Consider the following 22,856-nt stretch of genomic DNA (forward strand, 5'->3'; position numbering starts at 1 on the left):
CAAGGTCCTGCGACATCATTGCTTCGCATATCCTGCACGCACCCGCCGCGCACTCCGCGGCCCGAGAAAGGCCACCGACCATCGACCGCACCACACCGCGCATCAGCTCGCTGCTGGCCCTGGCCGCCGGCGTGGGCGCCGCCATCGGGCTCAGCCTGTGGATCGGCAGCACCACCTCCAGCTTCGCCGAGCTGCGCCACGCGCTGCTGGCCCCCGACGGCCAGGTCAGCGACATCGCCATCCGCGAGATCCGCTGGCCGCGCACCGTCACCGCGCTGGCTGCTGGCGCCGCTTTGGGGATGGCTGGCACGCTGATCCAGGGCCACACCCGCAACCCGATCGCCGAACCCGGCCTGCTGGGCATCAACCAGGGCGCGGCCCTGGCCATCGTCTCGGTCGCCGCTTTCACCGGCCCGCTGCCGGCGTGGACCCAGGCGCTGCTGGCCCTGGGCGGAGCGCTGCTGGCGGCCCTGGTGGTCTTCGGCATCGGGCGCATCGACGGGCGCGGGGGATCGCCCATCACCTTGCTGCTGGTGGGCGCTGCGGTCACCGCGCTCTGCGCCGGAGTGGTCTCGGCCATCGTGCTGCTGAGCGAAGCCGCCCTGGAAACCCTGCGCTTCTGGCAGGTCGGCTCCGTGGTCCAAGGCTACGAATCCTTCTTGTCGCTGTGGCCGCTGCTGGTGGCCGGCACCGTGCTGGCGCTGGCCAATGCCCGCGGGCTGAACGCGCTGACCCTGGGCGAGGATTCCGCCCGCAGCCTCGGGGTCACCGCCCTGCATGCCCGCGGGCTGGGGCTGGCGGCGATCGTGGCACTGTCCGGGCTGGCGGTCACCTTGGCCGGGCCGATCGCCTTCCTGGGCCTGCTGGTACCGCATATTTCCCGGCGCATCTTCGGCGCCGACTACCGCTGGGTGATTCCCGGCTCGGCCCTGTGCGGCGCGCTGCTGCTGTGCGTGGCCGATGTGCTCGGCCGCATGCTGGCCCGCCCCGGGGAACTGCCCGTGGGCGTGGTCATCGCGATGCTCGGCGCGCCCTTCTTCATCTACGTGGCCCGGCGCCGCAAGGCGGTCACCGTATGAGCGCCCCGGCGATCCGCACCCCCGCTTCCGCGGTGCGCGCCCGGCGCGCTGTGGCCACTGGCCTGGTCCTGCTGGCCGTGGCCCTCGCGGCCTTCTGCCTGCACCTGGCCATCGGGGGCACCCCGATCGCGCTGGGCGATGTAGTGGCCACGCTCTTCGGCGCGGCCCCGGATCCGCGCACCGAGCTGTCGATCATCGAGTTCCGGCTGCCGCGCAGCGTGGCTGCGGTGCTGGCCGGGGCCGGCTTCGGAGTGGCCGGGGCGCTGACCCAGAACGTGGCGCGCAACCCGCTGGCCAGCCCCGACATCCTCGGGGTGACCAACGGCGCGGCCCTGGGCGCAGTGGCCGTGCTGGCCCTGAGCGTGCACGCCGGCGGGCGTTCGGAACTGCTGGTGCACTACGGGCTGCCCATTGCCGCCACCTTGGGCGGCTTGCTGGTCTCGACCCTGGTCTTCGCGCTGGTCTGGCACAGTTCCCTGGAAAGCAACCGGCTGGTGCTGGTGGGCCTGGGCTTTTCCGGGCTGTGCGCCGCACTGACCTCCTGGATGCTGACCCTGGGAGAAATCTACAACGCCCAGCAGGCGCTGACCTGGCTGGCCGGGACCATCAACGCGATCTCCTGGGCCGACCTGGCCTTCGCGCCGGTGGTCATCGTGCTGGGACTGGCCGCGGCCGCGCTGCTGCGCAGCCAGCGTGAGGTGCTGGCGCTGGATTCGGATACCTCCCGCGCGCTGGGCATGAACCTGGGGCGCGACCGGGTCCTGATGCTCGGCATCGCCTCGCTGCTGGCCATCGCCGCGACCGTGATCGCCGGGCCGCTGGCCTTCGTTGCGCTGGCCAGCGGGCATGCCGCGCGGCTGGTGGCCCGCGGCACCATCCCGCCGGTGCCCCATGCCGCGCTGATCGGGGCGATCTTCGTGCTGCTGGCCGACCTGGTTGCGGCCCGGGCTTTCCCGGTGATCCTGCCCGCCGGGGTGGCCACCGCGGTGATTGGCGCCCCGTACCTGATCTTCCTGGTCATCCGCCAATCCAAGGTCCGCCAACGCGGCTAGCGGTTTATCCACAGTTGGCGATGGCTGCCAGCTCGGGCCTCTGGCCGTGCCCATGATGGGTCCATGGGCATCCACCAGCTAGCCGCAGCGATCCAGATCCTGCGCGAATCCATCACCGGGTCGCTCCCGCGCGGAGCGATCCAAGTGCTCCTTGAGCTGATGGCTTCCTGCTGCGCGCTGCTGGCCAAGCTCTCCTGCACCCTGCGCGAGTCCGATGACCCGCGGGTGGCGGCGGGGCATGCACGGCTGATTGAAACGCTCTACCGCTACACCCTGCGGGAGCAATTGCACTGCGCTATCCATCTCGAATCAACCGGCGCCCACCTGCTGGAAGACGATGAGCTGGCGGCCGTTTCCGCATCGCGGACCAGCTACGACCGCCCCGCCCGCCAGCATTCAGGCCGCGCCCACTACCAGAACACCGGCGACTTCCTGGCCAGCTGGCTGGGGATCAACGCCCATGAGGGGCAGCACCGGGTGAATGACGCGCACCTGCTCATCGCCCGGCGCCTCATGGATGGCAGCACCGCCGCCCCGCGCTTGTCCCAGCTGGCCAGGCTCTACGCCGAAGCGCCGGATCTGGACCCGCGGCTGATTGCCCGCACGGCCCGCGCACTGGACAAATTCGAGCCGGCTGACACGAGCTTCCAAGGCCGGCCGCTGGAATCGTCCGCCCGCAATGAACAGGGCCAGCTGCTCGATCACCAAGCCGCCGCCCTGCTGCAGGAACCTGACCGTGCCACACGCGAGACCCAGCTCGCGGCGATGCTTTCCGCCGAGCGCAGGGCCCGCAAGCAAACCAGGAACCCGGCACCCGGAATCTATCCGCGAGGCACCGTGGGCGACTGCGACAAGTACGAGCTCTACATCGCCGGGACCCAGCGCGAGGAATTCCGCTCCACCCTGGCCCAGGCCGATAACCCGCGTACCAAGGCAGGCAAAGCCGCCCGTGCCGCCAAATCCGGTTCAGGCGCTGCCCCTGATGATGGCCAGAACGCCTCAGAGGACCAGCAGGAAGCGGATCCCGGGGCAAATGCCGGGCAATCAGCCACCGACGACCTGTTCAGCAGCAAGGAACCACCACCGCCATGGGCCCAGGACGGGCACGGGGAGGAAGAATCCTTGTCCGGAGCACAGCAACAACCTGACAAGCTTGTTGATGAGCAGGAAACGCGCGGCGCAGGCGGAGCAGGCGAAGGCCTCCAAGCGTACCTGCTGCTTGGCGATGGGGAGGTTCCGGTGGCCCAGCGCCGGCTCAACGCACTATTGGCCGCGATGAGAGGGCGCACGGCAGGTGCCGCGCCCAATGGAATCATTCCAAGGATCGGCATCCATATCCAGTTGCGCGATCCGCAGGATCTTGGAGATCCGGCCAAGCTTCGCGCCACCTCCGACCACGGGGTGAAACTCGATTCCGCGGACACCGCACAGCTGATCTGCCAAGGCGAGATCTACCGGGTGGTCTTCGGACCCGATGGGCAACCGCTGGATGTAGGACGCAAGGAACGCTTCTTCACGGATGCAATGAAGCGCGCAATTTTCGCCCGCGACCGCGGATGCATCGTCCCGGGATGCACCGCACCGCCTGAAATGCTCGAATACCATCACGACAACTGGTGGGAACGTGGCGGGTGCACTTCATCGCGCAATGGCAGCTGCCTGTGCCGGAGGCACCACCATGCCATTCATGCAGGATTGCTGACCCTGGTTACCGTTGGGGGACTGGCTCACATCCTGCTGCCCAAGCACCTGGACCCGATGCAGGTACCGCGAAGAAACAGTGTTCCGGTGGCCGCCTGAGCACCCGGAGCCGCGAACTGCTGCACCTGCCGGCGTGGCCAAGATGCTATGGGCGCGAGAGCGCAACTTTCAGTCCGAACCCGATCAGCACTGTCCCGGTGATCCGGTCCATCCAGGACACCGACTTCGCTGAGCCCAGCCAGCGGCCAACGATCCGAACCCCGTATACCAAGGCCACTGCCCACACCAGGGTCAGTGCAACATGCACCGCCGATAGCCCCATGCCCATGAATAGGGCGTTGGTGCCCGCCGGGGTGAACTGCGGGATCGCGGCGATATAGAAGACGCCGATCTTCGGGTTCAGCACGTTGGTCACCAGCCCGGTCAGGTAGGTTCGATACCTGCTGTGCGATACCGGGACTCGGATCGTGGCCAACTGCTTGCCCCGCAGGCTCCGATGGATCATCTGCCCGCCCAAGAACACCAGATAGGCTGCACCGGCATAGACCAGCACCTGGTAGGCCAGAGAAGAGGCGGCCAGAATTGCCGAAGCTCCCGCGGCCGCGGCCACACCCCAAGCGAATACTCCCGTGCAGATCCCCAGCGCCGCCAGCAGCGCTTCACCGCGTCCCCGGGCAATGGCCGATCGCAGGATCAGCGCGGTATCGACACCCGGAATCAACGTCATCAGGGCGGCAACTATACTGAAACCCAGCAAGGCGGAAGCAACGGTCATGCACTCAATGCTAGAAGCTGCAGCTGGGCGCAGGCCCCAGGGTGAGCAAGCTCATGATCTTCGCCCGACGCGCGGGGCCAATTAGAGTTGGCCACCGCGCACGCTCTCTGGCATAATTGCAGGGTACTCGATTCGCAGTGGCCCCTCTCTCCGCTATGAGTCCTGTCCTTTTAGAATCCGACCAGTAAGGCCTGCCCCACAGGTGCTAAAAATTGGATTCGACCATGTTGAGAAACAGGAGACCACAAAAGTGGCCGTAAAGATTCGTCTGAAGCGCTTCGGTAAGATGCGCGCACCTTTCTACCGCGTTGTCGTCATGGACTCGCGCGCTAAGCGCGATGGCCGTGCCATCGAGGAGATCGGCAAGTACCACCCAACCGAGAACCCATCGGTTATCGAGATCGATTCGGATCGTGCACAGTACTGGCTGTCCGTTGGCGCTCAGCCAACCGAGCAGGTACACGCACTGCTGAAGATCACCGGTGACTGGCAGAAGTTCAAGGGCATCGATGGCCAGGAAGGCACCTACAAGGTTGCCGAGCCTAAGCCAGCATTCGTTGCTCCTGACAAGGGTTCGGTGATCCTCCCAGAGGCAATCACCAAGAAGGCTGAAAAGCCAGCTGCTGAAGAGGCAGAGGCCGAAGCTACCGAGGCTGAGTAACAGTGCTCGTTGACGCGCTAGACCACCTGGTACGCGGGGTTGTCGAGGAACCGGAAGACGTCAAGGTCGCCTTGAAGTCCACCCGCCGCGGCGACCTGCTCGAAGTACGTGTGAACCCTGAGGATCTCGGTCGTGTGATCGGACGCCAGGGACGCACCGCACGAGCACTGCGCACCGTAATGGCAGCGTTGGCCAAGGAGCCGGTACGTGTCGATGTAATCGACACCGACCGTCGCCGAGGCTAAGCAACTTAGAGGTCTGGCTTTTAAGTTGGCTTCGAAACGAAAGGAGTTTCCGTCCTAACTAGTGACGGAAACTCCTTTCGTGTTTACCCCTAGAATTTCCATTCCAGTCTCCCGGCACACGCCACGGAACACAGTGCAGAAAGAGCAGCAGACTATGCGATTGCAGGTTGCCCGCATCGGCAAGCCCCACGGCATCCGTGGTGAAGTCACCGCCCAGGTCATGACCGACACCCCGGAAGAGCGCTTCACCGCTGGCGAAGAACTCATCGTCGTCGACGGCCCGGTCAAGACGCTGACCATCGCCAATGCGCGCTGGAACAAGACCATCCTGCTGCTCTCCTTCAAGGAAATCGCCGACCGCAACCAGGCTGAAACCCTGCGCGGCGCGCGCCTTGAGATTGAAGTTTCCGACGAGCCGGAAGACGACTCGGATGAATGGTACGAGCATGAACTGCTGGACCTGAAGGTCATGCTCGATGGCGAGCAGGTCGGTACCATCACCGCACTGCGCACCAACCCCGCCCAGGACCTGCTGGTCTTCGAAGACGCTGACGGCCAGGAGATCTACCTCCCGTTCGTCGACGAATTCGTCCCAGAGATCGATCCGGAAGCCGGCATCGTGGTCATCACCCCGCCGGCAGGCCTGCTGACCTTGAACAGCGATGAAGACGGCAGCGACGAAGAGGGACAAAAGTAAGCCATGCGCCTTGACGTCATCTCGATTTTCCCTGAGTACCTCCAGCCGCTCTCGCTTTCGCTGATCGGCCGCGCCGCCGAAGACGGCATCCTGGATCTGAACGTCACCAACCTGCGCGACTTCACTGCCGACAAGCACCGCAAGGTCGACGACACCCCGTACGGTGGCGGCGCCGGCATGGTGATGATGCCGGAACCATGGGGACAGGCACTGGACGCGGTGCGCCCAGCCGATGCTGGCGGCACCAAGCCAACCCTGATTGTCCCTTCGCCTGCAGGCGCCGTCTTCAACCAGCAGATGGCTTACGACCTTGCCGAGGAAGAGCATCTGGTCTTCGCCTGCGGCCGCTACGAAGGCATCGATGAGCGCGTCATCGAATACGCGCACGAGAACTTCAACGTCATCCCCGTATCCATCGGCGATTACGTGCTCAACGGGGGAGAAGTGGCCGTGATGGTGATGGTGGAAGCCATCGCCCGGCTGATCCCAGGAGTCATCGGCAACCCGGAATCGCTGGTAGAAGAATCCCACTCGGATGTTCTGCTGGAATACCCGGTGTACACCAAGCCGGCCTCCTGGCGCGGCCGCGATGTCCCCGAGGTGCTGCTCGGTGGCAACCACCAGCGGGTGGGACGGTTCCGCCGCGACGAGCAGATCAAGCGCACCGCAGAGCGTCGCCCCGACCTGATCACGCAGCTGGATGCCGAGAGCCTGAACCGCAGGGACCGCGATGCCCTATGGCACAGCGGATTCGCGCTCGTTGACGGTGCCATAACCCCCAAGTCCGAATTGGACTGGGCTACCGGCGCTGGCACCGAGAGCGACTAAGAGGCCAAAATCACTCGAAAGCCATTTCGGGCAAACTCGCATCGGCTTCGCTGATACGGCATAATTGTTTCTTGGTGTGTTTTTGTTCGACTCCTGCCGCAGGGGGAAGTTCGAGCCACAGAAGACCGCCGCACCGTTTGCTAGAGGCAATCGGTGGTACAACGTTCCGGGGATTTCACTGGTTCCGACCGGTGTCGGGCCCCGCTACGAGGATTCGGTGACCTGCGGCATTGATCCTAGGAGATGCACTATGCATATTCTTGACTCTGTTAACGCAGCCTCGCTGCGCTCCGACGTTCCAGCCTTCGGCCCAGGCGACACCCTGAAGGTTCACGTCAACATCATCGAAGGCAAGAACTCCCGTGTTCAGGTCTTCCAGGGCTACGTCCTTGGTCGCCAGGGCCAGGGTGTTGGCGAGACCTTCACCGTTCGCAAGGTTTCCTTCGGCACCGGTGTTGAGCGTACCTTCCCAGTTCACTCCCCAATCATCGACAAGATTGAGGTTGTGACCAAGGGTGACGTTCGTCGTGCAAAGCTGTACTACATGCGCGATCGTCACGGCAAGGCTGCTCGCATCCGCGAGAAGCGCGACTTCAGCGCAAAGAAGTAATCTGCGTTCTTCAATGAACCGGATTGCACGCACTGAGCGGGCAACAATGAAGCGCCGGGCCTTTTCATGGGTCTGGCGCTTCGCTGTACTCGCCATCATTCTTGGTCTGCTGGCCACCATCGTCATTCGCGCCACCCTGATCGACGTCTTCCATATCGAGTCCAACTCCATGGAATCCACGCTCAATCCTGGCCAGAGCATCGCCGTAGACCGCCGCGCTTACTCGGATGCCGAACCGCAACGCGGAGACATCATCGTCTTCGATGGCCGCGGCTCGTTCCTGCCCTACGCCAAGGCCAGCTTCGCTGATGATCTGCTGGGGGCGTTCAGCCTCACCGGGAGCAGCAATAAGTATGTCAAGCGCGTCATTGGCGTTGGGGGAGACACCGTGGAATGCTGCAGCGCCGATGGGCGACTGCTCGTCAACGGCGAGCCTGCAGACGAGCAGTACATCTTCGCCGGGGATGCTCCGAGCGAACAGAAGTTTTCCGTAGAAGTGCCGGTTGGCCGCTTGTGGGTCATGGGCGATCACCGCTCCACTTCCAAGGATTCGCGGGCATTGCTGGGCGCAAGCGGCGGCGGAATGATCAGCGTCGAGCGCGTCACGGGCAAAGCGACCGAGGTGATTTGGCCGCTCGATCAGCGTTCAGTAATCAGATGACACGCCGTAGCAACCGGCGATTTTGATAGCGCCAGATGGGTAGAACTACCCATCTGGCGCTATTTTTCTAGGTTAATGGAACTAATTCGGATGGATTTCCATCCCACCCGATTTGCTGTGCAATTGGTGTGTAAATTTCGCGACAACACTCAGGATCCACCAAGCTGACTAGGGATTAGAAAGAGAAGTCCAATCTTAAACCAATACTACTGGCACGTAAGTTGTAACCAAGCTCGATGAGGGTAGAGCTATTTGACTAGGTGAAACGGGTTCTGGAATTTATATTTTTGTTGGATTCGATGGTTGAAAAGCTGTGTCGGAACCAAGTATTGTTTCATTTTGGTAACAACACCTGTGCTTACGCGCGCGCCCTTAGGTAAGGGGACGCGCGGGCACTCGCACCATAAATCTGGGAGAAGCATTAATGCCACATCCAAAAAAGAAGACTGCGCAACGCGGCATCGTTGCAGCAGCCGCGACCGCCTTGGTGGTCGGCTCTAGCTTCATGCCTGCCGCAGCGGCGCCAACGGCCTCCGAATCACCGTCTGCGTCCGCTACGGCAAGCGAGAAGCCTTTGGCCAGCGAAACCGCTCTGGACACCGAGGGGCTCGACAAGGCTATTGAGAAGGACCTCAATAAGTCCGTTGAAGAGTACGTCAAGGACGGGGAGACCAGCGACGCTGCTTCCAAGGTCCGCGACGAACTGAATGCTAAAGGCATTGACGCCACTGCCTCGGTGAAGAACGGCAAAGCCGAGATCACCGTAAGCAAGAAGGACGCTGCCAAGGCCAAGGAAATCGTCAAGGCTAGTGCAGCTCCGGCTCCAATCGTGGTGACCGAAGTCGACTCGCAGGTCAAGACCGTAGACAAGGTCTACACCGAGCTCTTGGCCAACATCGAGCCGAAGGAACTGAAGCGCATCACCGCTATCCTTCAGACCAACGATGGCTTGAAGATCTATGCAAAGGGCTTCGACGAGAAGGAAGCTGCGGACGACCTGAAGTCCAAGTCCGCTGGCTCCCTGCCTGAGAAGCTGACCGTTGAGCAGTTCGTCAGCGAAGCTACGCACGTTGACGGTGTAGAAAGCTCGGGTGTTGCCAAGACCACCGCCGCAGAGGATATTTACGGCGCCTTGGGTTACGCAATGGACAAGTCCGGCGCACCTACTAGTAAGTCGACCGTCTGTTCGCTCGGATTCACCGCGTGGACCGCAGAGGGCGAAGATGCCATCATCTCGGCTGGGCACTGCTCGGAAGATGGCGCCACCAAGATTTTGGGCCTTGCCGAACAGTCGGTACCAGGCCAATCGCCAACGCTGGGTGCCGAGCTGGGTACCTTTGGATTCAACCAGTTCGGTGGTCCGGGTAATTCGGGCCTATCTGCCGAAGAACTGAACTCCTTGACCGAGGAAGAGTTCAATAACCTGGAACCAGGCACGGATATCTCGGTGATCGATAACATCAATCCTGCGCTGAACCTGCATGCTGCTGTGTCCGAATGGGTTGACGGCAAGGAACCTCGCGACGAAGTTATCAACGTGACTGGCACGACCAAGGCACTAGTTGGGTCGGAAGCTTGCTCTTCGGGTCGTACGACCGGTTGGAGCTGCTCCCCGATTATCGGTGAAGGCGTCTTCTTCGTTGGTGGCTCGGATAAGACCTACCGTTCAGTTGCTGGCTATGTCGCTGAAAATCCTGGCCAGAGCGTGCTTGACCAGGGTGACTCCGGTGGCCCAATGCTCGTAGGCAGCAAGGCGGCAGGCATCAACTCGGCCAACGCCGCAGGTGAAGACCTGACGGAAAACACCGCTGATGACATCGCCATGTACACCTCGCTCGATGATGTCTTCGACAAGGGCTACATTGATGGCTACACGCTGAAATTCCATATCAATACCCCTGCCATCACGGTGGAAAACGGTACTGAAGTTGAACCTGGTGAAGCAATCACCGGTACCCTTGCCAATGCTCCGGCTGGCACCATCATCCGTGTGGTCGTTGACGGCAAGCTCTACAAGAAGGTTGAGCTGGACGCTGAAGGAAACTTCTCGTTCCCTGCCCCGGAAGAACCAGGAAAGTTTGCGTTCAGCGTTGTGGCCAAGAACGGTTTCAACACCTCTGAGCGGGTCAACGCCAACGTCGTGATCGTTGCTGCGCCGACTCCGACGCCGACTCCAACCGAGCAACCGACTGAGGAGCCTACCGAGGAACCGACTGAGGAGCCTACCGAGGAACCGACTGAGGAGCCTACCGAGGAACCTACTGAGGAGCCTACCGAGGAACCTACTGAGGCGCCTACCGAGGAACCTACTGAGGAACCAACTACGGAGCCTTCCGAGAGCACCTCGCCATCGCCTTCCGAAGAAGAAAGCGACAAGCCATCGGAGAGCACCTCTCCTTCCGCTTCGGAGGACGATAAGTCGGAAGCTCCGAAGGACCAGAAGGACGACGAGCCAAGCAAGTCTGCAACTCCAAAGGAAACTCCTAAGAAGGACGATCCTTTGGCGGATACCGGTTCGAACAGCGTTCCGCTGATCGCCGCCGGTGGCGCAATGGCCCTGGCCGGTGCGGCATTCCTGCTGTTCCGCCGCAACGCACGTCGCCACGGCTAAGGGATTCTGTTCCGGCGGGACTGGGTCCTGCTGAAAATGCCCCGCTACTTGAGAACAAGTAGCGGGGCATTTTTACTTGGCACACATGTAGTTCCTTGGTTGCTCTACGATTTCGGCACTAGTCTCAAAGCTAAGATCGTTGCGGCAACGTGAATATCACCGAGGTGTAAATTATGAATTTCAACGCTAGAACTTCACGCACGCCAATCATGCTGGCCTCTACTGCCGCCATGGCTGCCCTATTGCTAACCGGCTGTGGTCAGGGAACCGATCCAGGTGCGCAGGCTAGGGCCAGCGCCACGGCATCGGAACCCTCGCAGCAAACAGAAAAATCGAGCGGGAACACCGTGGACCAAGACGCATTGCTCCAGACCAATGACCAGCTCTCCGAAGCCTTGGGCGATGAATACGTCCAGGGTTGGATCAAGGACGGGCAGCTGAATGTTTCGACGACCAGCGAAGAGCAGCTATCCGTTATTGAAGAAGCCGGGGCTATCGGGCACCTAGTCCAATTCAGCAGCGAGGAGCTTCGTTCGGCGATTTCCGAAATCATGAAGTGGCAGGGCAAGCAGGAAAACCCCGTGCGCACTGCCATCCATGCATACACGCTGAATCCTGAAACGGGCGGCATCACCCTGTCGGTGGATAAGAGCCAGCTGGACGAAGTCCAAAAGCTGATTGACGCTGAGAAGCCCATCGGCGAAATCCCCGTGGACTACAAGCAGAGCGGTGGCATCATGTCGCCTGCTGCCACCCAGTAGCCCGCAGCCCGCTTGAACGGACGCACCAATGGCCAGGCCCGGCGACGGACCTGGCCATTGGTGCGTTTCTGGGCAACTGGCCGTGGCTATGCAATGATCCGTTGCGCCTGGCAAGACACGTAAGATGGGGATTACACGCGACAATGGAAGGTACTAATCGAATCGTGAGCGCAGCATCAGCAGAGACTCCTCCAAGCAGGGGACCCCTATACAAAATATGGCGCTTCGTCCGCGAGATTGTCATCATCATCGCGATCGCGCTGTTGCTCTCGTTCGTGATCAAGACCTTCTTCTTCCGTGCCTACTACATCCCATCAGGCTCCATGGAGCATACCCTCGAGGTCAACGACCGGATTTTCGCCAACCTCATGGTTCCCGGGCCGTTCGAGCTGGAACGTGGCGACGTCGTCGTCTTCCGCGATGACCAGGAATGGCTGCCACCGCTGACCGAGTACCCCACCGCGTTCCAGAATGTGCTCTCCTTTGTCGGCGTGCTGCCAGCGGCTGATGAGCAGTACCTGGTCAAGCGCATCATCGGCATGCCCGGTGACACCGTGGAATGCTGCACCGCGGAAGGCGCCATCACGATCAACGGCGAGCCCATTGACGAGCCGTATATCTTTGACGGCGACAGCCCGTCAGACATGGAATTCAAGGCGACCGTCCCAGAAGGAAAAATCTGGGTGATGGGTGATCACCGAGGTGCCAGCGCGGATTCCCGCTTCCACGCCGATCGCCAGGGCGGTTTCGTCGACCTCGAATCCGTCCAGGGCCGCGCTTCGGTGATCTCTTGGCCAACCTCGCGCTGGGGCATCGTCGACTCGCACGAAGAAGTCTTCGCCAACGTCCCGCACGCAGTGGCGAAGTAGGGGCACCGCCCATGGCCGTTTTGAAGAGCAAGGCAACCACGCTAGAACATGAGCGCGCCTTGGCAGCCAAGCATGGGTTCCGCTATATCGCAGCGGTCGATGAGGTGGGACGCGGCGCCTTGGCTGGTCCGATTACCGTCGGCATGACGGTAATAGATATTGAGCAGGTCACGGAGTTCCCAGCGCTGCGCGACTCCAAGCTGCTGAGCCCGGAAACCCGTACGGAACTGGTCGATCCAGTTCGCCAGTGGGCCGTGGGCTATGGCGTTGGGCATGCCTCTGCGGCTGAAATCGATGAGCTGGGAGTTACTGGCGCCCTGCGCCTGGCCGGATCGCGGGCCATGGAGCTGTGCGCGGTACAGCCCGAGGCGGCGCTTCTGGATGGCAGCTACGACTGGCTGACCGCACCGGAACCGGATCTCTTCGACATCCTGGCCGATGACCGCGAACCCGTGGGCCTGCACATCCCGGTGACGACCATCATCAAAGGCGACATGACCTGCCAGGCGATCGCCGGAGCTTCCATCCTGGCCAAGGTCGAACGCGATGGCATCATGGTTGATCTGGCCACCGAGCATCCGGCCTTCGGCTGGGAGATCAACAAGGGGTATGCCACCGCTGCGCATCGTGCCGCGATCGTTGCGCAGGGTCCCTGCGACTACCACCGCAAGAGCTGGAACTTGACTTCGGGTGCTGATCAGGCCCAAGGTGAAGCCACGACAAAGAAAGCAAAGTGATGGCTGCCGACGACCTGGAAAACTACGAGTCCGACATGGAACTGCAGCTATACCGCGAGTACAAGACCGTGGTGGGGCTGTTCAATTACGTGGTCGAGACCGAGCGCCGCTTCTACCTGGCCAACCAAGTGGACGTGAAGACCCTGTCCAACGCCGGGGAAGTGTACTTCGAGTTGAACCTCACCGACGCGTGGGTCTGGGACATCTACCGCCAAGGGCGCTTCGTGAAGTCCGTCAAGGTGCTGACCTTCAAGGACGTCAACGTCGAAGAACTCAACCCTGACGAGTTCCAGATCCCGAAGGATGGGCTGGGCTCCTAGCGCGAGGCACTGTGGCATTCGATCGCCGGCTCTGTTCCTGGAACAAAGCCGGCGATCTCGCTTAAAGCGAATTGTCCACATTCCGCGGCGGGCGCCGCCGCTGTGGACCATAATTCTCCGACGATGTTTCCATTACGGATCGCAGACATCGAGGAGCAAACATGCAGACCGCGAAGCAACGCCTAGGGGCCGATGGCGAACAAGCTGCCGCCGCATTTCTCACCGGGCAGCACTACGAAATCCTCGATCGCAATTGGAGATGCCCAGCAGGGGAGCTGGACCTGGTGGCAAGAGCCGGCAACGGCCAGATCACCGCCGTCGAAGTCAAAACCAGGTCCTCGCAACGCTATGGATCGGGCTTCGAGGCGATCAGCGCGGCAAAATTCCGCCGGCTCAACAGGCTGCTGATTTCCTGGGCCCAATGCCATCGCATGTTTCTTGCCGAACTTCGCGTGGACATCGTCGAGGTCTATCTGACAGCAACAGGGTTCGAATGCCGGCTGCATGAGAACGTGCGCTCATGAGCACCGCCCGGACCAGCGCAGTGGCACTGCACGGGGTCAGCGCCTCACTGGTGGAAGTCGAGGCCGACCTCGGCAACGGCATCCCAGGATTCGTCCTGCTGGGCTTGCCCGATGCATCTTTGAGCGAGGCCCGTGAACGAATCAAAGCCGCGGCAAGGAATTCAGGGATTCCTCTGGCAAACCGGAAACTGACGGTCAATCTTTCGCCAGCCACCCTGCCCAAGTATGGATCAGCTTTCGATCTGGCCATCGTCATCGCCGCCTTGGCCGCTGATCAACAGCTGTTCGCGTCACCGAGCACGCTGTTCATGGCGGAACTCGGCTTGGATGGAACCTTGCGGCCAGTACCCGGGGTGCTGCCAGCGGTGCAGCTAGCCAAGGTCCATGGTCTCGACCGGGTGATCGTGGCCGAGGCTAACGGGGCCGAAGCGAGGCTGGTGCATGGAATCGAGGTCATGGCGCTACGCCATCTGGGACAGGTCCTCACCTGCTGCGGTGCCCCAGCCGAACATGTCACCACTTACCTGCGCCACCGGCAGCCGCAGGCGCCTACCGAATCTGCTGGCCCTGCCGCAGGAACTGCTGCCTCGGGCGATGCGGACCTGGGCCTGGTCAACGGGCAGCAGGAAGCTCGGCTCGCCTTGGAACTGGCCGCGGCCGGCGGGCACCACCTGATCATGGTCGGACCGGCCGGTGCCGGCAAAACCATGCTGGCCAAGTGCCTGCCATCGATTCTGCCGCCACTTGATGACCTGCAAGCCCTTGAAGCCACCGCGGTGCATTCCATTACTCGGGGCGGATCCGGGGAATTGGACCAGCTGCAACGCACCCCGCCTTTCGTGGCGCCGCACCACACCGCGTCCCGTTCAGCCCTGATTGGCGGCGGAACCGCCCAACTCATTCCCGGGGCCATTACCCGCGCGCACCAGGGCATTCTATTCCTCGATGAAGCAGCGCAATTCCACACCGGAGTACTTGATGCGCTTCGCCAACCGATCGAGGAAGGCTATATCAACCTCGCGCGGATACGCGGCCACCAGCGGCTGCCGGCCCGTTTCCAACTCATCATGGCCTCCAATCCGTGTCCCTGCGGAAAAAACTTCGGCACCGGTACCGGGTGCACCTGTACGCCCATGGCCCGCCGGCGCTATTTCGCCCGGCTTTCAGGACCCATCCTCGACCGTGTGGATCTGCAAGTCAGAGTCAATCCGGTAGCGCAAGCACAGCTTCTTAGCGGAGTACCAAATGAATCCAGTGCACAGGTGCGTGAACGCGTCTTGGCCACCCGGGCACGCAGCAAGGAGCGGCTGGGAAAGTTCTCCATTGCTTGCAACGCGCAAATACCAACTCAGATCCTCAGGAATGAACTGGAATACCCGGCCAAGACCCGGGCGGCGCTTGAACAACTCGCCACACGACGCGGGCTCTCTGCGCGCGCCATCCACCGCCTCCTGCGGGTCGCGTGGACGGTTGCAGACCAGCAAGGGCATGCAGCACCGACCGAGGATGATCTGGCCATCGCCGCTCACCTTCGCCAGAACTTGGAAAATAGCTAGGTAAGGCCATGACTTTCAACGATGTGAACACTGCCGGAAAAGCCTCGGCTCCAACCAGCCAGGAGCGCCGGGTCTACGCCCAATTGAACCAACTTATCGAGCCCAACGACTATGTGGCCACGGCCTTGCTGGAACTGATGAGCCCACAGGAACTGCTGCGCCTGATCCAGCGAGAGGATTTCTACCCGGCCGCGCTCAAAGCGCCGGTCGACGGAATCCTCGGATTCCACCCGCCCGGGGATGGCGCACAAGACTTGAGCGTAGCCTTGGCCCGATGGAGAAAGCGCCTGTCGCTGAGCAACCCAGCGGGAGCCTTGGATGCCGCTGCGCGCGCGGGTGGCGGATTGCTGATCCCGGACGATGCTTCGTGGCCTCGACAGCTAGCCGACCTGGAACTGGGACGTCCCCTGTGCCTGTGGTGGCGTTCAGCGAACCCGCAATTGCTCGAAGGCCAAGAGCTGGCGCGCAGCGTGTCCATCGTCGGCTCCCGCGATGCCAGTGACTACGGTGATCAAGTCACCTTCGATCTTGGCCGGACCCTGGCCCTGAACGGGTACACCATTGTCTCGGGTGGCGCTTACGGCATTGACGCCAGCGCGCACCGGGCCGCTCTGAGCGTGGACGATTGGCAGCATCCGAACCCGCCAACGATCACGGTTATGGCTGGCGGCATCGATCGGCTCTACCCTTCGGGCAACAGCAACCTGCTCAACCAGATTATTGCTCGCGGCGTGCTGATCTCAGAGGTGCCTCCCGGAACCACATCAGCACGCTTCCGCTTCCTGAACCGCAACCGGCTGATCGCGGCATTGAGCAGGCTGGTTATCGTCAGCGAAGCGCGCCACCGCTCAGGAGCGCTGAACACCGCCAGCCATGCAGTCGAGTTGGGACGCGATGTAGCGGCCGTTCCCGGAAGCGTTTTCGCGCCCAACTCCGCAGGGTGCCACCGATTGATTGCAGAAGGCAGTGCGGCCTTGCTCGCCAGCCCGCAAGATGCGCTGGGCCTGGTTGGCCACCACTGCCAAGCAGAGCCGCGGAGTGCCAAAGTTCAGCAACGCCCGACGGACATCCTGGGTAGGGACGAAGCAATGGTGTACGACATCATGTCCTTCACCAAAGGATTGCTGGTTGATGAGATCTCTGCCCGCAGCGGGGTGCCGTTGATCCAGACGCTACGCGCCATCAATCGATTGGAGACACTGCAAATGGCTGCCACCGATGGCCTGGCATGGAAGTTGGTGCGCCAAAACTGACCGGTGACGCAGCTGAGGGTATCCTCAATAGTGATGAAGCAAGAATCAACGACGCACGCCAGCAATGCGATGTCAGCAAAATTCGCTGAGCCGGTGGCAGACTACCTGGAGTACCTGCAACGCGAACGCGGCCGCAGCACTAATACCCTGCGAGCCTACGAAGTGGATTTGCGGAACCTCGGCCAGTTCTTGCTCCACCATGCGCAGGATCCGAGCCTCAAGCAGATTTCAGTTGATACGCTCCGCGATTGGTTGGCACAGCTTCATGAATCGCAGATTTCCCGCACCACCTTGGCCCGCAGGATCTCTGCGGTGAAGAGCTTCTTCGCGTGGGCGCTGAAGCATCAGCTGATCGACGCGGACCCTGCCCTGCGGCTGGCCGCGCCCAGGAAGGAACGGCGTCTTCCGCATGTTTTGCAGCCAAGCCAGATCGACCGCTTGCTCTCCGAAACAGCCCAGCCGCCTGCTGGAAATGAAGTCAGCGAGAGCAAGCCGGAACCTGCCCCCGATGCCAAGAGCCAGGCCGTAGCGGCACGCGATAAAGTCATCGCCGAGTTGCTGTACGCATCCGGCCTGCGTATCAGCGAGCTCGTGGCCTTGGACGTTGACGACATCGACTTCGAACGACGCACCGTCAGGGTTCTCGGCAAGGGCAACAAGGAACGGGTTGTTCCGTTTGGCAAGCCCGCCGAGCGCGTGATCATCGGGTGGATTCGGTCGCATCGCAAGGTCCTGGCCCGCCAGGAAGCTCAAGGCGCTTTGCTCGTAGGGGTGCGCGGTGCGCGCTTGAATGTACGCCAGGCACGAGAGGTCATTTCCAAGGCCTTGCAATCGCTGGGGGATACCGCTGCCAGCGGCCCGCATGCCTTAAGGCACACCGTAGCCACGCATCTGCTGGATGGGGGCGCAGATTTGCGTGCTGTCCAGGAATTCCTCGGGCATGCTTCGCTGGCAACGACCCAGCTATATACTCACGTTTCGGTTGACCGATTGAGGCAAAGCTACCGCCAAGCCCATCCCCGAGCCTGACTATTTGGTACCAATCTGCAAAAATAGCCTTTCTGGGTGGCGAAAGGCCTCTTCATCGGGCAAAATGGAAGTATCGGCGGCGATGGCACCGGAACGATGTTGACGTAGGGGAAGACGATCAACACCGCAACGGAGGATGGCATGTCTGCACCGATGTCCAGAGGCGTGATTTATATTCATTCCGCCCCTGCAGCGCTATGCCCACATCTGGAATGGGCAATCGGGTCCGTGCTCGGTACTCCAGTAAAAATGGAGTGGACCGAACAGCACGTCGCACCCGGATTTTGTCGCGCCGAAATCGAGTGGGTAGGTACGCAAGGTACCGGCGCTTTGCTGACCAGTGAGATGCATGGTTGGCAGCACCTTCGTTTCGAAATCACCGAAGACCCAAGCCCGGGTGCCGACGGCAGCCGTTGGTCCGTGACCCCTGATCTTGGCATCTTCCACGCCACCGTTGATTGCGCTGGCAACGTCATGGTCAGCGAAGAACGCATCCGGTGGGCCTATGAAAAGGGCGACGGAAATCCCTCGGTCTTCTACCAGGAGATGTCCATCGCTCTCGGCGAGCCCTGGGATGAAGAACTCGAACCCTTCCGTCACGCAGGCGAAGACGCGCCTGTTCGATGGCTCAACCAGGTGGTTTAGCAACTGGTTATCCAGTCCCTGAGTGACTTATCAACCGGCACTCAGATACAACCCCGATGGTGCGGGGTTGTTACCCAAAAGAAGTGGGATCCCATGCCGGGGATCCCACTTCTTGCTTTAAAAACTGCGGTTGTGGAGAAGCGCAGAAGCGCAGTGCTATGCTCGATGGCGATGAAGACCAGTCAGGCCGCATGCGGCCACTCCCGGAACGGCAAACTGGTCGTTCCCTGATCCGCGGCCCTCCCGTGCCAGATGCATTCCACCAAAGAACAGCACATCTGAACCACGAAAGGGAGACATGACCGCACAGTTCAACCACACCATCATCGCTTCACTCGACCCGCAACGCATGGCAAAGTTCTATCTTGAGCTGCTCGAAGCCCGCGCGGAATCAAGCTGGGGACCATTTACCAACATCAGCCTGGCCCACGGGGTGCTGCTTCAATTCGCTGCACCACCGATGGACTTCCCAGCGCAGCACTATGCCTACCTGCTCGATGACGAGCATTTCGACCGCGCCTACGCGACTATCCGCGAGGGGAAAATGGAGCATTGGGCCGATCCCCAACGGCAGCTGCCAGGGCAGATTAATCATGAACACGGCGGCCGGGGAGTCTATCTGCTTGATCCTTCCGGGCACTACCTGGAATTGATCACCCGGCCTTACCTGCCCGCAGCCAGCTAGGACCAGCTAGCGCTGAACCTTGAACACGTTCTTCTGGATGCCGTTGGAGTAGACCTGCGAATCAATGAGGGCCAGCTTCTGCGCGTCCAGGCTCGCGTCGCTGAAAAGGCGCTTGCCTGCACCAAGCAAAACCGGGAAGACCAGCAGGTTGTACTGGTCGATGAGCTGATGTTCTTGCAGCGAGTGGACCATCGTTGCCGATCCATGGATACTGATCGGGCCGCCGTCGCCGGCTCGAAGCCGCGCCACATCGGCGACCGAGCGCAAGATCGCAGTCTCGCCCCAGTTCCCGGCCAAGTCCTTCTCCCGCAAGGTAGTGGAGAGCACGTACTTGGGCATCGCGTTGTACTGCGGGAACTGCTCGGTCATCGAGGGCCACACCGCGCAGAAGGCCTCGTAGCTGTGCCGGCCCAAGAGCATGGCGCTGGCTTCTTCTTGCTCGGCGCCCTTCAGTTCGTAGGCGGCGGGGTCGAACTCGACCGAGTTCATCGTCCAGCCTGAATTGCGGTAGCCGGGTTCGCCGCCCGGGGCTTGGACGACACCGTCCAAGGAGACGAAGGAAGTGGCGATCAGGGTGCGCATGGGAAGGGATCCTTTGCTCGTGGCAAGTACCGTCAGTTGCCTCCGACATGAGGCGGTACTTGAGCTTAACGAACATGTCAGGACCGAAGCAATGGCTCTGAGCCAATTCTTTCGGGGTTAAAGACCACTGGGCTGGTTGAAGAGTAATCTTCAACCAGCCCAATGGCGCGCTCGCCTGCAGCTGCCGGAACGGCTAGACGCTGCGGATGGCGACCACGGCGTTATGGCCGCCGAAGCCGAAGGAGTTATTCAGCGCAACGATGGAGCCCTCTGCAGGCAGCTGCGCAGGCTGGCCGGTGACGACCTTCAACGGGATCTCTGGATCCTGGTTGTCCAGGTTAATGGTCACCGGGGCCTTGCGGTTGTAGATGGCCAGTGCGCACAGCACGGACTCCACGGCACCGGAGGCGCCTAGCAGGTGGCCCATCTGCGACTTGGTCGCGGATACCCACACGTTCTCGAGGTGATCGCCCAGGGCGTTCTTCAGCGCAGCGTATTCCGGCTTGTCGCCAACTGGGGTGGAGGTTGCGTGGGCGTTCACATGGACTACGTCCTCTGGCTGGATGCGGCCATCGAACATGGCAGCCTTCAGCGCACGGGTTGCACCCATGCCTTCTGGATCCGGTGCGGTGATGTGGTGCGCATCGGAGGTGACCGAGGAGCCTGCCAGCTCGGCGTAGATGCGTGCGCCGCGGGCGATTGCATGCTCTTCGGCTTCCAGTACCAGCGCGCCAGCGCCCTCGCCCATGACAAAGCCATCACGGTCGGTGTCGTAGGGGCGCGAAGCCTTGGCCGGATCATCGTTGCGGCGTGAGAGTGCATGCATGGACGCGAAGGCGGCCATCGGCATGGGGTGGATCGCGGCTTCTGCGCCACCGACCATGACCACATCGGCCTTGCCCGAACGGATCAGCTCCAGGCCAACGTGCATCGCTTCGGTACCCGAAGCGCAAGCCGAAACCGGGGTATGCGCGCCACCGGCGGCACCCAGGTCCAGCGACACGGCAGCTGCTGGGCCGTTAGGCATCAGCATTGGCACGGTCATGGGCAGGACGCGGCGTGGGCCCTTTTCGCGCAGGGTGTCCCAGGCGTTGAGCAGGGTCCAGACGCCGCCGATGCCGGTAGCGAAGGCAACGGCCAGCTTGTTCTGGTCCATCTCTTCCTTGACCAGGCCTGAGTCGGCCCAGGCTTCACGGGCCGCAACCACAGCGAACTGGGTCGATGGGTCCATGCGCTTGGTCTCCGGGCGGGAGAGTACCTCGGTCGGCTGCACAGCAGCGCGGGCGGCGAAGGTGACCGGCAGGTCGTATTCCTTAACCCAGTCATCTTCCAGGGTTACGGCGCCGGAGACGCCCTTGAGGGCGTTTTCCCATAGGGTGGGGACATCCCCGCCGATTGGGGTGGTGGCTCCGAGACCGGTGATCACTACTTTGCGCGCCATCATCAAACTCTCTACTGTGCGAATAAGAACTGTGCTTGGAAATTCAGGGGGCCGGCTTGACGTACCGGCCGGTGTGCGCGGCTTGCCCGCACAACGGTGTGGCGAAAAACGCCGGGAAGCTTAGGCCTGTGCCGCAGCGATGAAGTTGACGGCGTCGCCGACGGTCTTCAGGTTCTTGACCTCTTCGTCAGGGATCTTGACCTCGAACTTTTCCTCAGCCTCAACGACGATGGTCATCATCGAGATCGAGTCGATGTCCAGGTCCTCGGTGAAGGACTTGTCCATCTGCACGTCTGCTTCGTCCAGGCCGGTCTCGGAGTTGACGATTTCGGCGAGGCCCGCCAGGATTTCTTCGTTGCTAGCCATGGATGGCTCCTTTTCTTCTTAGCCGGAGGACTCCGGTCATTTTTGTGGCTGGGTGCAGATCCTGTTTCCAGGAACCGGTTCCAGCCGGCTTAATGAAACTTTGGTGGCGCATCAAGAATGCGCGGCACGTTTCGTCGGTTTAAAGCTTAGGCCAGAGACGCGCTCGGCGGACGCAACATGACGTTCCCGGCGTGCACAATCTGTGAACGGCGCAAAAGCCTAGTTGGCGGTGTGCTCGGCGATGAACGTCTTGGCAGCTTCCAGATCCGCTGGACTCTTCACCGCCAGGGTCTTCACGCCCTTGAGCCCGCGGCGGGCCAATCCCACCAGGGTTCCGGCCGGTGCCAGTTCCAGCACACCGGTCACGCCAGCTTCGGCCAGCGTCTGCATGCACAGGTCCCAGCGGACCGGACGCGATACCTGGGCGACCAGCGAATCGAGGTTCGCCTGGCCATCGGCTACGGCCTTGCCGTCGAAGTTCGAGAGCAGGGTTTCCGCTGGTTCCTTCGGGGTGATGGTTCCGGCCAGTTCCTCCAGGATGCCAACTGCGGGCTGCATGTGCGCGGTATGGAATGCGCCGGCAACCTTCAGGGGGATCACGCGAGCCTTGGCCGGCGGGTTCTCGCCCAGGGCCGCGAGCTGCTCCATGGTTCCTGCGGCCACAATCTGGCCGCCGCCATTGGCGTTGGCCGGGGTCAGGCCCAGTTCGTCGAGCTTGACCAGGACCTCATCCGGGTCGCCGCCGAGCACTGCTGCCATGCCGGTCGGAGCCGCCGCAGCGGCTTCGGCCATGGCGTTGGCGCGGACCTTCACGAAATTCATGGCGTCAGCTTCGTCCAGCGCGCCGGCCAGGGCCGACGCGGTGATCTCGCCAACCGAGTGGCCGGCCACAACGGCGCCTGCCGGCAGCGAGCTGCCAAAGAGCGCACGGGCGGTGACCAGGCCGGCAGCGACGATCAGCGGCTGGGCGACGGCGGTGTCCTTGATGGTCTCTTCATCGGAGGTGGTGCCGTGGGCGGTGAGGTCGCGCTCGGTGATCGAGCTGAGCGCCTGCAAATGCTCGGCCACGCCATCGACGTCGAGCCATTCGGTGAGGAAACCTGGGGTCTGGGAGCCCTGTCCGGGGCAAACGATTGCTAACACTCTTACAGCTTTCCAAATGTTGGGA

Annotated in this window: 25 protein-coding genes; 20 read left to right on the top strand and 5 right to left on the bottom strand. The window is 61.9% G+C overall.

Annotated features, from left to right (window positions below):
- Positions 1-131 precede the first annotated feature (131 nt).
- The 3 genes from ACIP6G_RS04740 to ACIP6G_RS04750 all read left to right on the top strand — a co-directional run bounded on the left by ACIP6G_RS04740 (position 132) and on the right by ACIP6G_RS04750 (position 3,931).
- Entirely contained in the window at positions 132-1,079 is a 948-nt protein-coding gene (locus ACIP6G_RS04740) for a FecCD family ABC transporter permease (protein ID WP_400288907.1), read from the top strand.
- Complete coding sequence (locus tag ACIP6G_RS04745; RefSeq protein WP_400288909.1) at positions 1,076-2,131, top strand: FecCD family ABC transporter permease; 1,056 nt, start codon at positions 1,076-1,078, stop codon at positions 2,129-2,131. The genes ACIP6G_RS04740 and ACIP6G_RS04745 overlap by 4 nt, the downstream gene beginning before the upstream one ends.
- 63 nt (positions 2,132-2,194) lie before the next feature.
- The gene (locus ACIP6G_RS04750; RefSeq protein ID WP_400288911.1) at positions 2,195-3,931 is read left to right on the top strand and encodes a hypothetical protein; all 1,737 of its coding nucleotides are present in this window, start codon (positions 2,195-2,197) and stop codon (positions 3,929-3,931) included.
- A 46-nt stretch (positions 3,932-3,977) separates the two neighbouring features.
- Here the strand turns inward: ACIP6G_RS04750 and ACIP6G_RS04755 are convergent, their stop codons facing one another.
- Positions 3,978-4,607, bottom strand: a complete 630-nt coding sequence (locus ACIP6G_RS04755) for a LysE family translocator (RefSeq protein ID WP_400288913.1) — start codon at positions 4,605-4,607, stop codon at positions 3,978-3,980.
- A gap of 250 nt (positions 4,608-4,857) precedes the next feature.
- Between ACIP6G_RS04755 and rpsP the strand changes: the two genes are divergently transcribed.
- The 17 genes from rpsP (at position 4,858) to ACIP6G_RS04840 (ending at position 19,299) form a co-directional block, all read left to right on the top strand.
- Positions 4,858-5,268, top strand: coding sequence for a 30S ribosomal protein S16 (gene rpsP / locus ACIP6G_RS04760; RefSeq protein WP_105657730.1), 411 nt, complete (start codon positions 4,858-4,860; stop codon positions 5,266-5,268).
- Positions 5,269-5,270: 2 nt separating this feature from the next.
- Positions 5,271-5,513, top strand: a complete 243-nt coding sequence (locus ACIP6G_RS04765; RefSeq protein WP_038991490.1) for an RNA-binding protein — start codon at positions 5,271-5,273, stop codon at positions 5,511-5,513.
- Between the two features lie 154 nt (positions 5,514-5,667).
- The gene (gene rimM / locus ACIP6G_RS04770) at positions 5,668-6,210 is read left to right on the top strand and encodes a ribosome maturation factor RimM (RefSeq protein ID WP_105657731.1); all 543 of its coding nucleotides are present in this window, start codon (positions 5,668-5,670) and stop codon (positions 6,208-6,210) included.
- A gap of 3 nt (positions 6,211-6,213) precedes the next feature.
- A complete protein-coding gene (trmD, locus tag ACIP6G_RS04775; RefSeq protein ID WP_400288917.1) occupies positions 6,214-7,038 on the top strand; it encodes a tRNA (guanosine(37)-N1)-methyltransferase TrmD in 825 nt (274 codons plus the stop codon).
- A 250-nt stretch (positions 7,039-7,288) separates the two neighbouring features.
- Positions 7,289-7,648, top strand: a complete 360-nt coding sequence (gene rplS / locus ACIP6G_RS04780) for a 50S ribosomal protein L19 (protein WP_105657733.1) — start codon at positions 7,289-7,291, stop codon at positions 7,646-7,648.
- Between the two features lie 13 nt (positions 7,649-7,661).
- The gene (gene lepB / locus ACIP6G_RS04785) at positions 7,662-8,309 is read left to right on the top strand and encodes a signal peptidase I (protein ID WP_332727385.1); all 648 of its coding nucleotides are present in this window, start codon (positions 7,662-7,664) and stop codon (positions 8,307-8,309) included.
- A gap of 424 nt (positions 8,310-8,733) precedes the next feature.
- Entirely contained in the window at positions 8,734-10,920 is a 2,187-nt protein-coding gene (locus ACIP6G_RS04790) for a S1 family peptidase (RefSeq protein ID WP_400288920.1), read from the top strand.
- A gap of 173 nt (positions 10,921-11,093) precedes the next feature.
- Positions 11,094-11,681, top strand: a complete 588-nt coding sequence (locus ACIP6G_RS04795) for a hypothetical protein (protein ID WP_400288922.1) — start codon at positions 11,094-11,096, stop codon at positions 11,679-11,681.
- Between the two features lie 164 nt (positions 11,682-11,845).
- The gene (gene lepB, locus ACIP6G_RS04800; protein WP_286134220.1) at positions 11,846-12,550 is read left to right on the top strand and encodes a signal peptidase I; all 705 of its coding nucleotides are present in this window, start codon (positions 11,846-11,848) and stop codon (positions 12,548-12,550) included.
- 11 nt (positions 12,551-12,561) lie between these two features.
- The gene (locus ACIP6G_RS04805) at positions 12,562-13,287 is read left to right on the top strand and encodes a ribonuclease HII (RefSeq protein ID WP_105661214.1); all 726 of its coding nucleotides are present in this window, start codon (positions 12,562-12,564) and stop codon (positions 13,285-13,287) included.
- A complete protein-coding gene (locus ACIP6G_RS04810) occupies positions 13,287-13,607 on the top strand; it encodes a DUF2469 domain-containing protein (protein WP_105657739.1) in 321 nt (106 codons plus the stop codon). Before ACIP6G_RS04805 ends, ACIP6G_RS04810 begins: the two co-directional genes overlap by 1 nt.
- Positions 13,608-13,768: 161 nt before the next feature.
- Positions 13,769-14,131, top strand: a complete 363-nt coding sequence (locus ACIP6G_RS04815; protein WP_332595130.1) for a YraN family protein — start codon at positions 13,769-13,771, stop codon at positions 14,129-14,131.
- Positions 14,128-15,687 (top strand): YifB family Mg chelatase-like AAA ATPase, encoded by a 1,560-nt coding sequence (locus tag ACIP6G_RS04820; RefSeq protein WP_400288925.1) that lies wholly within the window; start codon positions 14,128-14,130, stop codon positions 15,685-15,687. The genes ACIP6G_RS04815 and ACIP6G_RS04820 overlap by 4 nt, the downstream gene beginning before the upstream one ends.
- An 8-nt stretch (positions 15,688-15,695) precedes the next feature.
- A complete protein-coding gene (gene dprA, locus ACIP6G_RS04825) occupies positions 15,696-16,940 on the top strand; it encodes a DNA-processing protein DprA (RefSeq protein WP_400288927.1) in 1,245 nt (414 codons plus the stop codon).
- Positions 16,941-16,973: 33 nt separating this feature from the next.
- Positions 16,974-17,969, top strand: coding sequence for a tyrosine recombinase XerC (locus ACIP6G_RS04830; RefSeq protein ID WP_400288930.1), 996 nt, complete (start codon positions 16,974-16,976; stop codon positions 17,967-17,969).
- 141 nt (positions 17,970-18,110) lie between these two features.
- Positions 18,111-18,614 (top strand): DUF3145 domain-containing protein, encoded by a 504-nt coding sequence (locus ACIP6G_RS04835; RefSeq protein WP_105657742.1) that lies wholly within the window; start codon positions 18,111-18,113, stop codon positions 18,612-18,614.
- Positions 18,615-18,912: 298 nt separating this feature from the next.
- Entirely contained in the window at positions 18,913-19,299 is a 387-nt protein-coding gene (locus tag ACIP6G_RS04840; protein WP_105657743.1) for a VOC family protein, read from the top strand.
- 6 nt (positions 19,300-19,305) lie between these two features.
- On the opposite strand, the gene ACIP6G_RS04845 is transcribed toward ACIP6G_RS04840, so the two are convergent.
- The 4 genes from ACIP6G_RS04845 to ACIP6G_RS04860 form a co-directional block, all read right to left on the bottom strand.
- Positions 19,306-19,881, bottom strand: a complete 576-nt coding sequence (locus ACIP6G_RS04845; protein ID WP_105657744.1) for a dihydrofolate reductase family protein — start codon at positions 19,879-19,881, stop codon at positions 19,306-19,308.
- Positions 19,882-20,074: 193 nt separating this feature from the next.
- Positions 20,075-21,322: a beta-ketoacyl-ACP synthase II gene (gene fabF, locus ACIP6G_RS04850; RefSeq protein ID WP_400288931.1), complete on the bottom strand. Its 1,248-nt coding sequence runs from the start codon at positions 21,320-21,322 to the stop codon at positions 20,075-20,077.
- A 120-nt stretch (positions 21,323-21,442) separates the two neighbouring features.
- Positions 21,443-21,688 (bottom strand): acyl carrier protein, encoded by a 246-nt coding sequence (locus ACIP6G_RS04855; protein ID WP_105657746.1) that lies wholly within the window; start codon positions 21,686-21,688, stop codon positions 21,443-21,445.
- A 219-nt stretch (positions 21,689-21,907) separates the two neighbouring features.
- A complete protein-coding gene (locus ACIP6G_RS04860) occupies positions 21,908-22,831 on the bottom strand; it encodes an ACP S-malonyltransferase (protein ID WP_400288932.1) in 924 nt (307 codons plus the stop codon).
- Between the last annotated feature and the right edge of the window lie 25 nt (positions 22,832-22,856).

This window comes from Glutamicibacter sp. NPDC088483 (assembly GCF_044753145.1).
GTDB lineage: Bacteria > Actinomycetota > Actinomycetes > Actinomycetales > Micrococcaceae > Glutamicibacter.

Bases quoted from the DNA above. Each gene is read 5' to 3' on its own strand.
- ACIP6G_RS04745 (WP_400288909.1), top strand. From the start codon at position 1,076: ATGAGCGCCCCGGCGATCCGCACCCCCGCTTCCGCGGTGCGCGCCCGG.
- ACIP6G_RS04790 (WP_400288920.1), top strand. From the start codon at position 8,734: ATGCCACATCCAAAAAAGAAGACTGCGCAACGCGGCATCGTTGCAGCA.
- rplS (WP_105657733.1), top strand. From the start codon at position 7,289: ATGCATATTCTTGACTCTGTTAACGCAGCCTCGCTGCGCTCCGACGTT.
- ACIP6G_RS04755 (WP_400288913.1), bottom strand. From the start codon at position 4,607: ATGACCGTTGCTTCCGCCTTGCTGGGTTTCAGTATAGTTGCCGCCCTG.
- ACIP6G_RS04830 (WP_400288930.1), top strand. From the start codon at position 16,974: ATGAAGCAAGAATCAACGACGCACGCCAGCAATGCGATGTCAGCAAAA.
- trmD (WP_400288917.1), top strand. From the start codon at position 6,214: ATGCGCCTTGACGTCATCTCGATTTTCCCTGAGTACCTCCAGCCGCTC.
- ACIP6G_RS04820 (WP_400288925.1), top strand. From the start codon at position 14,128: ATGAGCACCGCCCGGACCAGCGCAGTGGCACTGCACGGGGTCAGCGCC.
- ACIP6G_RS04815 (WP_332595130.1), top strand. From the start codon at position 13,769: ATGCAGACCGCGAAGCAACGCCTAGGGGCCGATGGCGAACAAGCTGCC.
- ACIP6G_RS04750 (WP_400288911.1), top strand. From the start codon at position 2,195: ATGGGCATCCACCAGCTAGCCGCAGCGATCCAGATCCTGCGCGAATCC.
- ACIP6G_RS04840 (WP_105657743.1), top strand. From the start codon at position 18,913: ATGACCGCACAGTTCAACCACACCATCATCGCTTCACTCGACCCGCAA.
- ACIP6G_RS04835 (WP_105657742.1), top strand. From the start codon at position 18,111: ATGTCTGCACCGATGTCCAGAGGCGTGATTTATATTCATTCCGCCCCT.
- lepB (WP_332727385.1), top strand. From the start codon at position 7,662: ATGAACCGGATTGCACGCACTGAGCGGGCAACAATGAAGCGCCGGGCC.
- rimM (WP_105657731.1), top strand. From the start codon at position 5,668: ATGCGATTGCAGGTTGCCCGCATCGGCAAGCCCCACGGCATCCGTGGT.
- ACIP6G_RS04795 (WP_400288922.1), top strand. From the start codon at position 11,094: ATGAATTTCAACGCTAGAACTTCACGCACGCCAATCATGCTGGCCTCT.
- fabF (WP_400288931.1), bottom strand. From the start codon at position 21,322: ATGGCGCGCAAAGTAGTGATCACCGGTCTCGGAGCCACCACCCCAATC.
- dprA (WP_400288927.1), top strand. From the start codon at position 15,696: ATGACTTTCAACGATGTGAACACTGCCGGAAAAGCCTCGGCTCCAACC.
- ACIP6G_RS04805 (WP_105661214.1), top strand. From the start codon at position 12,562: ATGGCCGTTTTGAAGAGCAAGGCAACCACGCTAGAACATGAGCGCGCC.
- ACIP6G_RS04810 (WP_105657739.1), top strand. From the start codon at position 13,287: ATGGCTGCCGACGACCTGGAAAACTACGAGTCCGACATGGAACTGCAG.
- ACIP6G_RS04855 (WP_105657746.1), bottom strand. From the start codon at position 21,688: ATGGCTAGCAACGAAGAAATCCTGGCGGGCCTCGCCGAAATCGTCAAC.
- ACIP6G_RS04845 (WP_105657744.1), bottom strand. From the start codon at position 19,881: ATGCGCACCCTGATCGCCACTTCCTTCGTCTCCTTGGACGGTGTCGTC.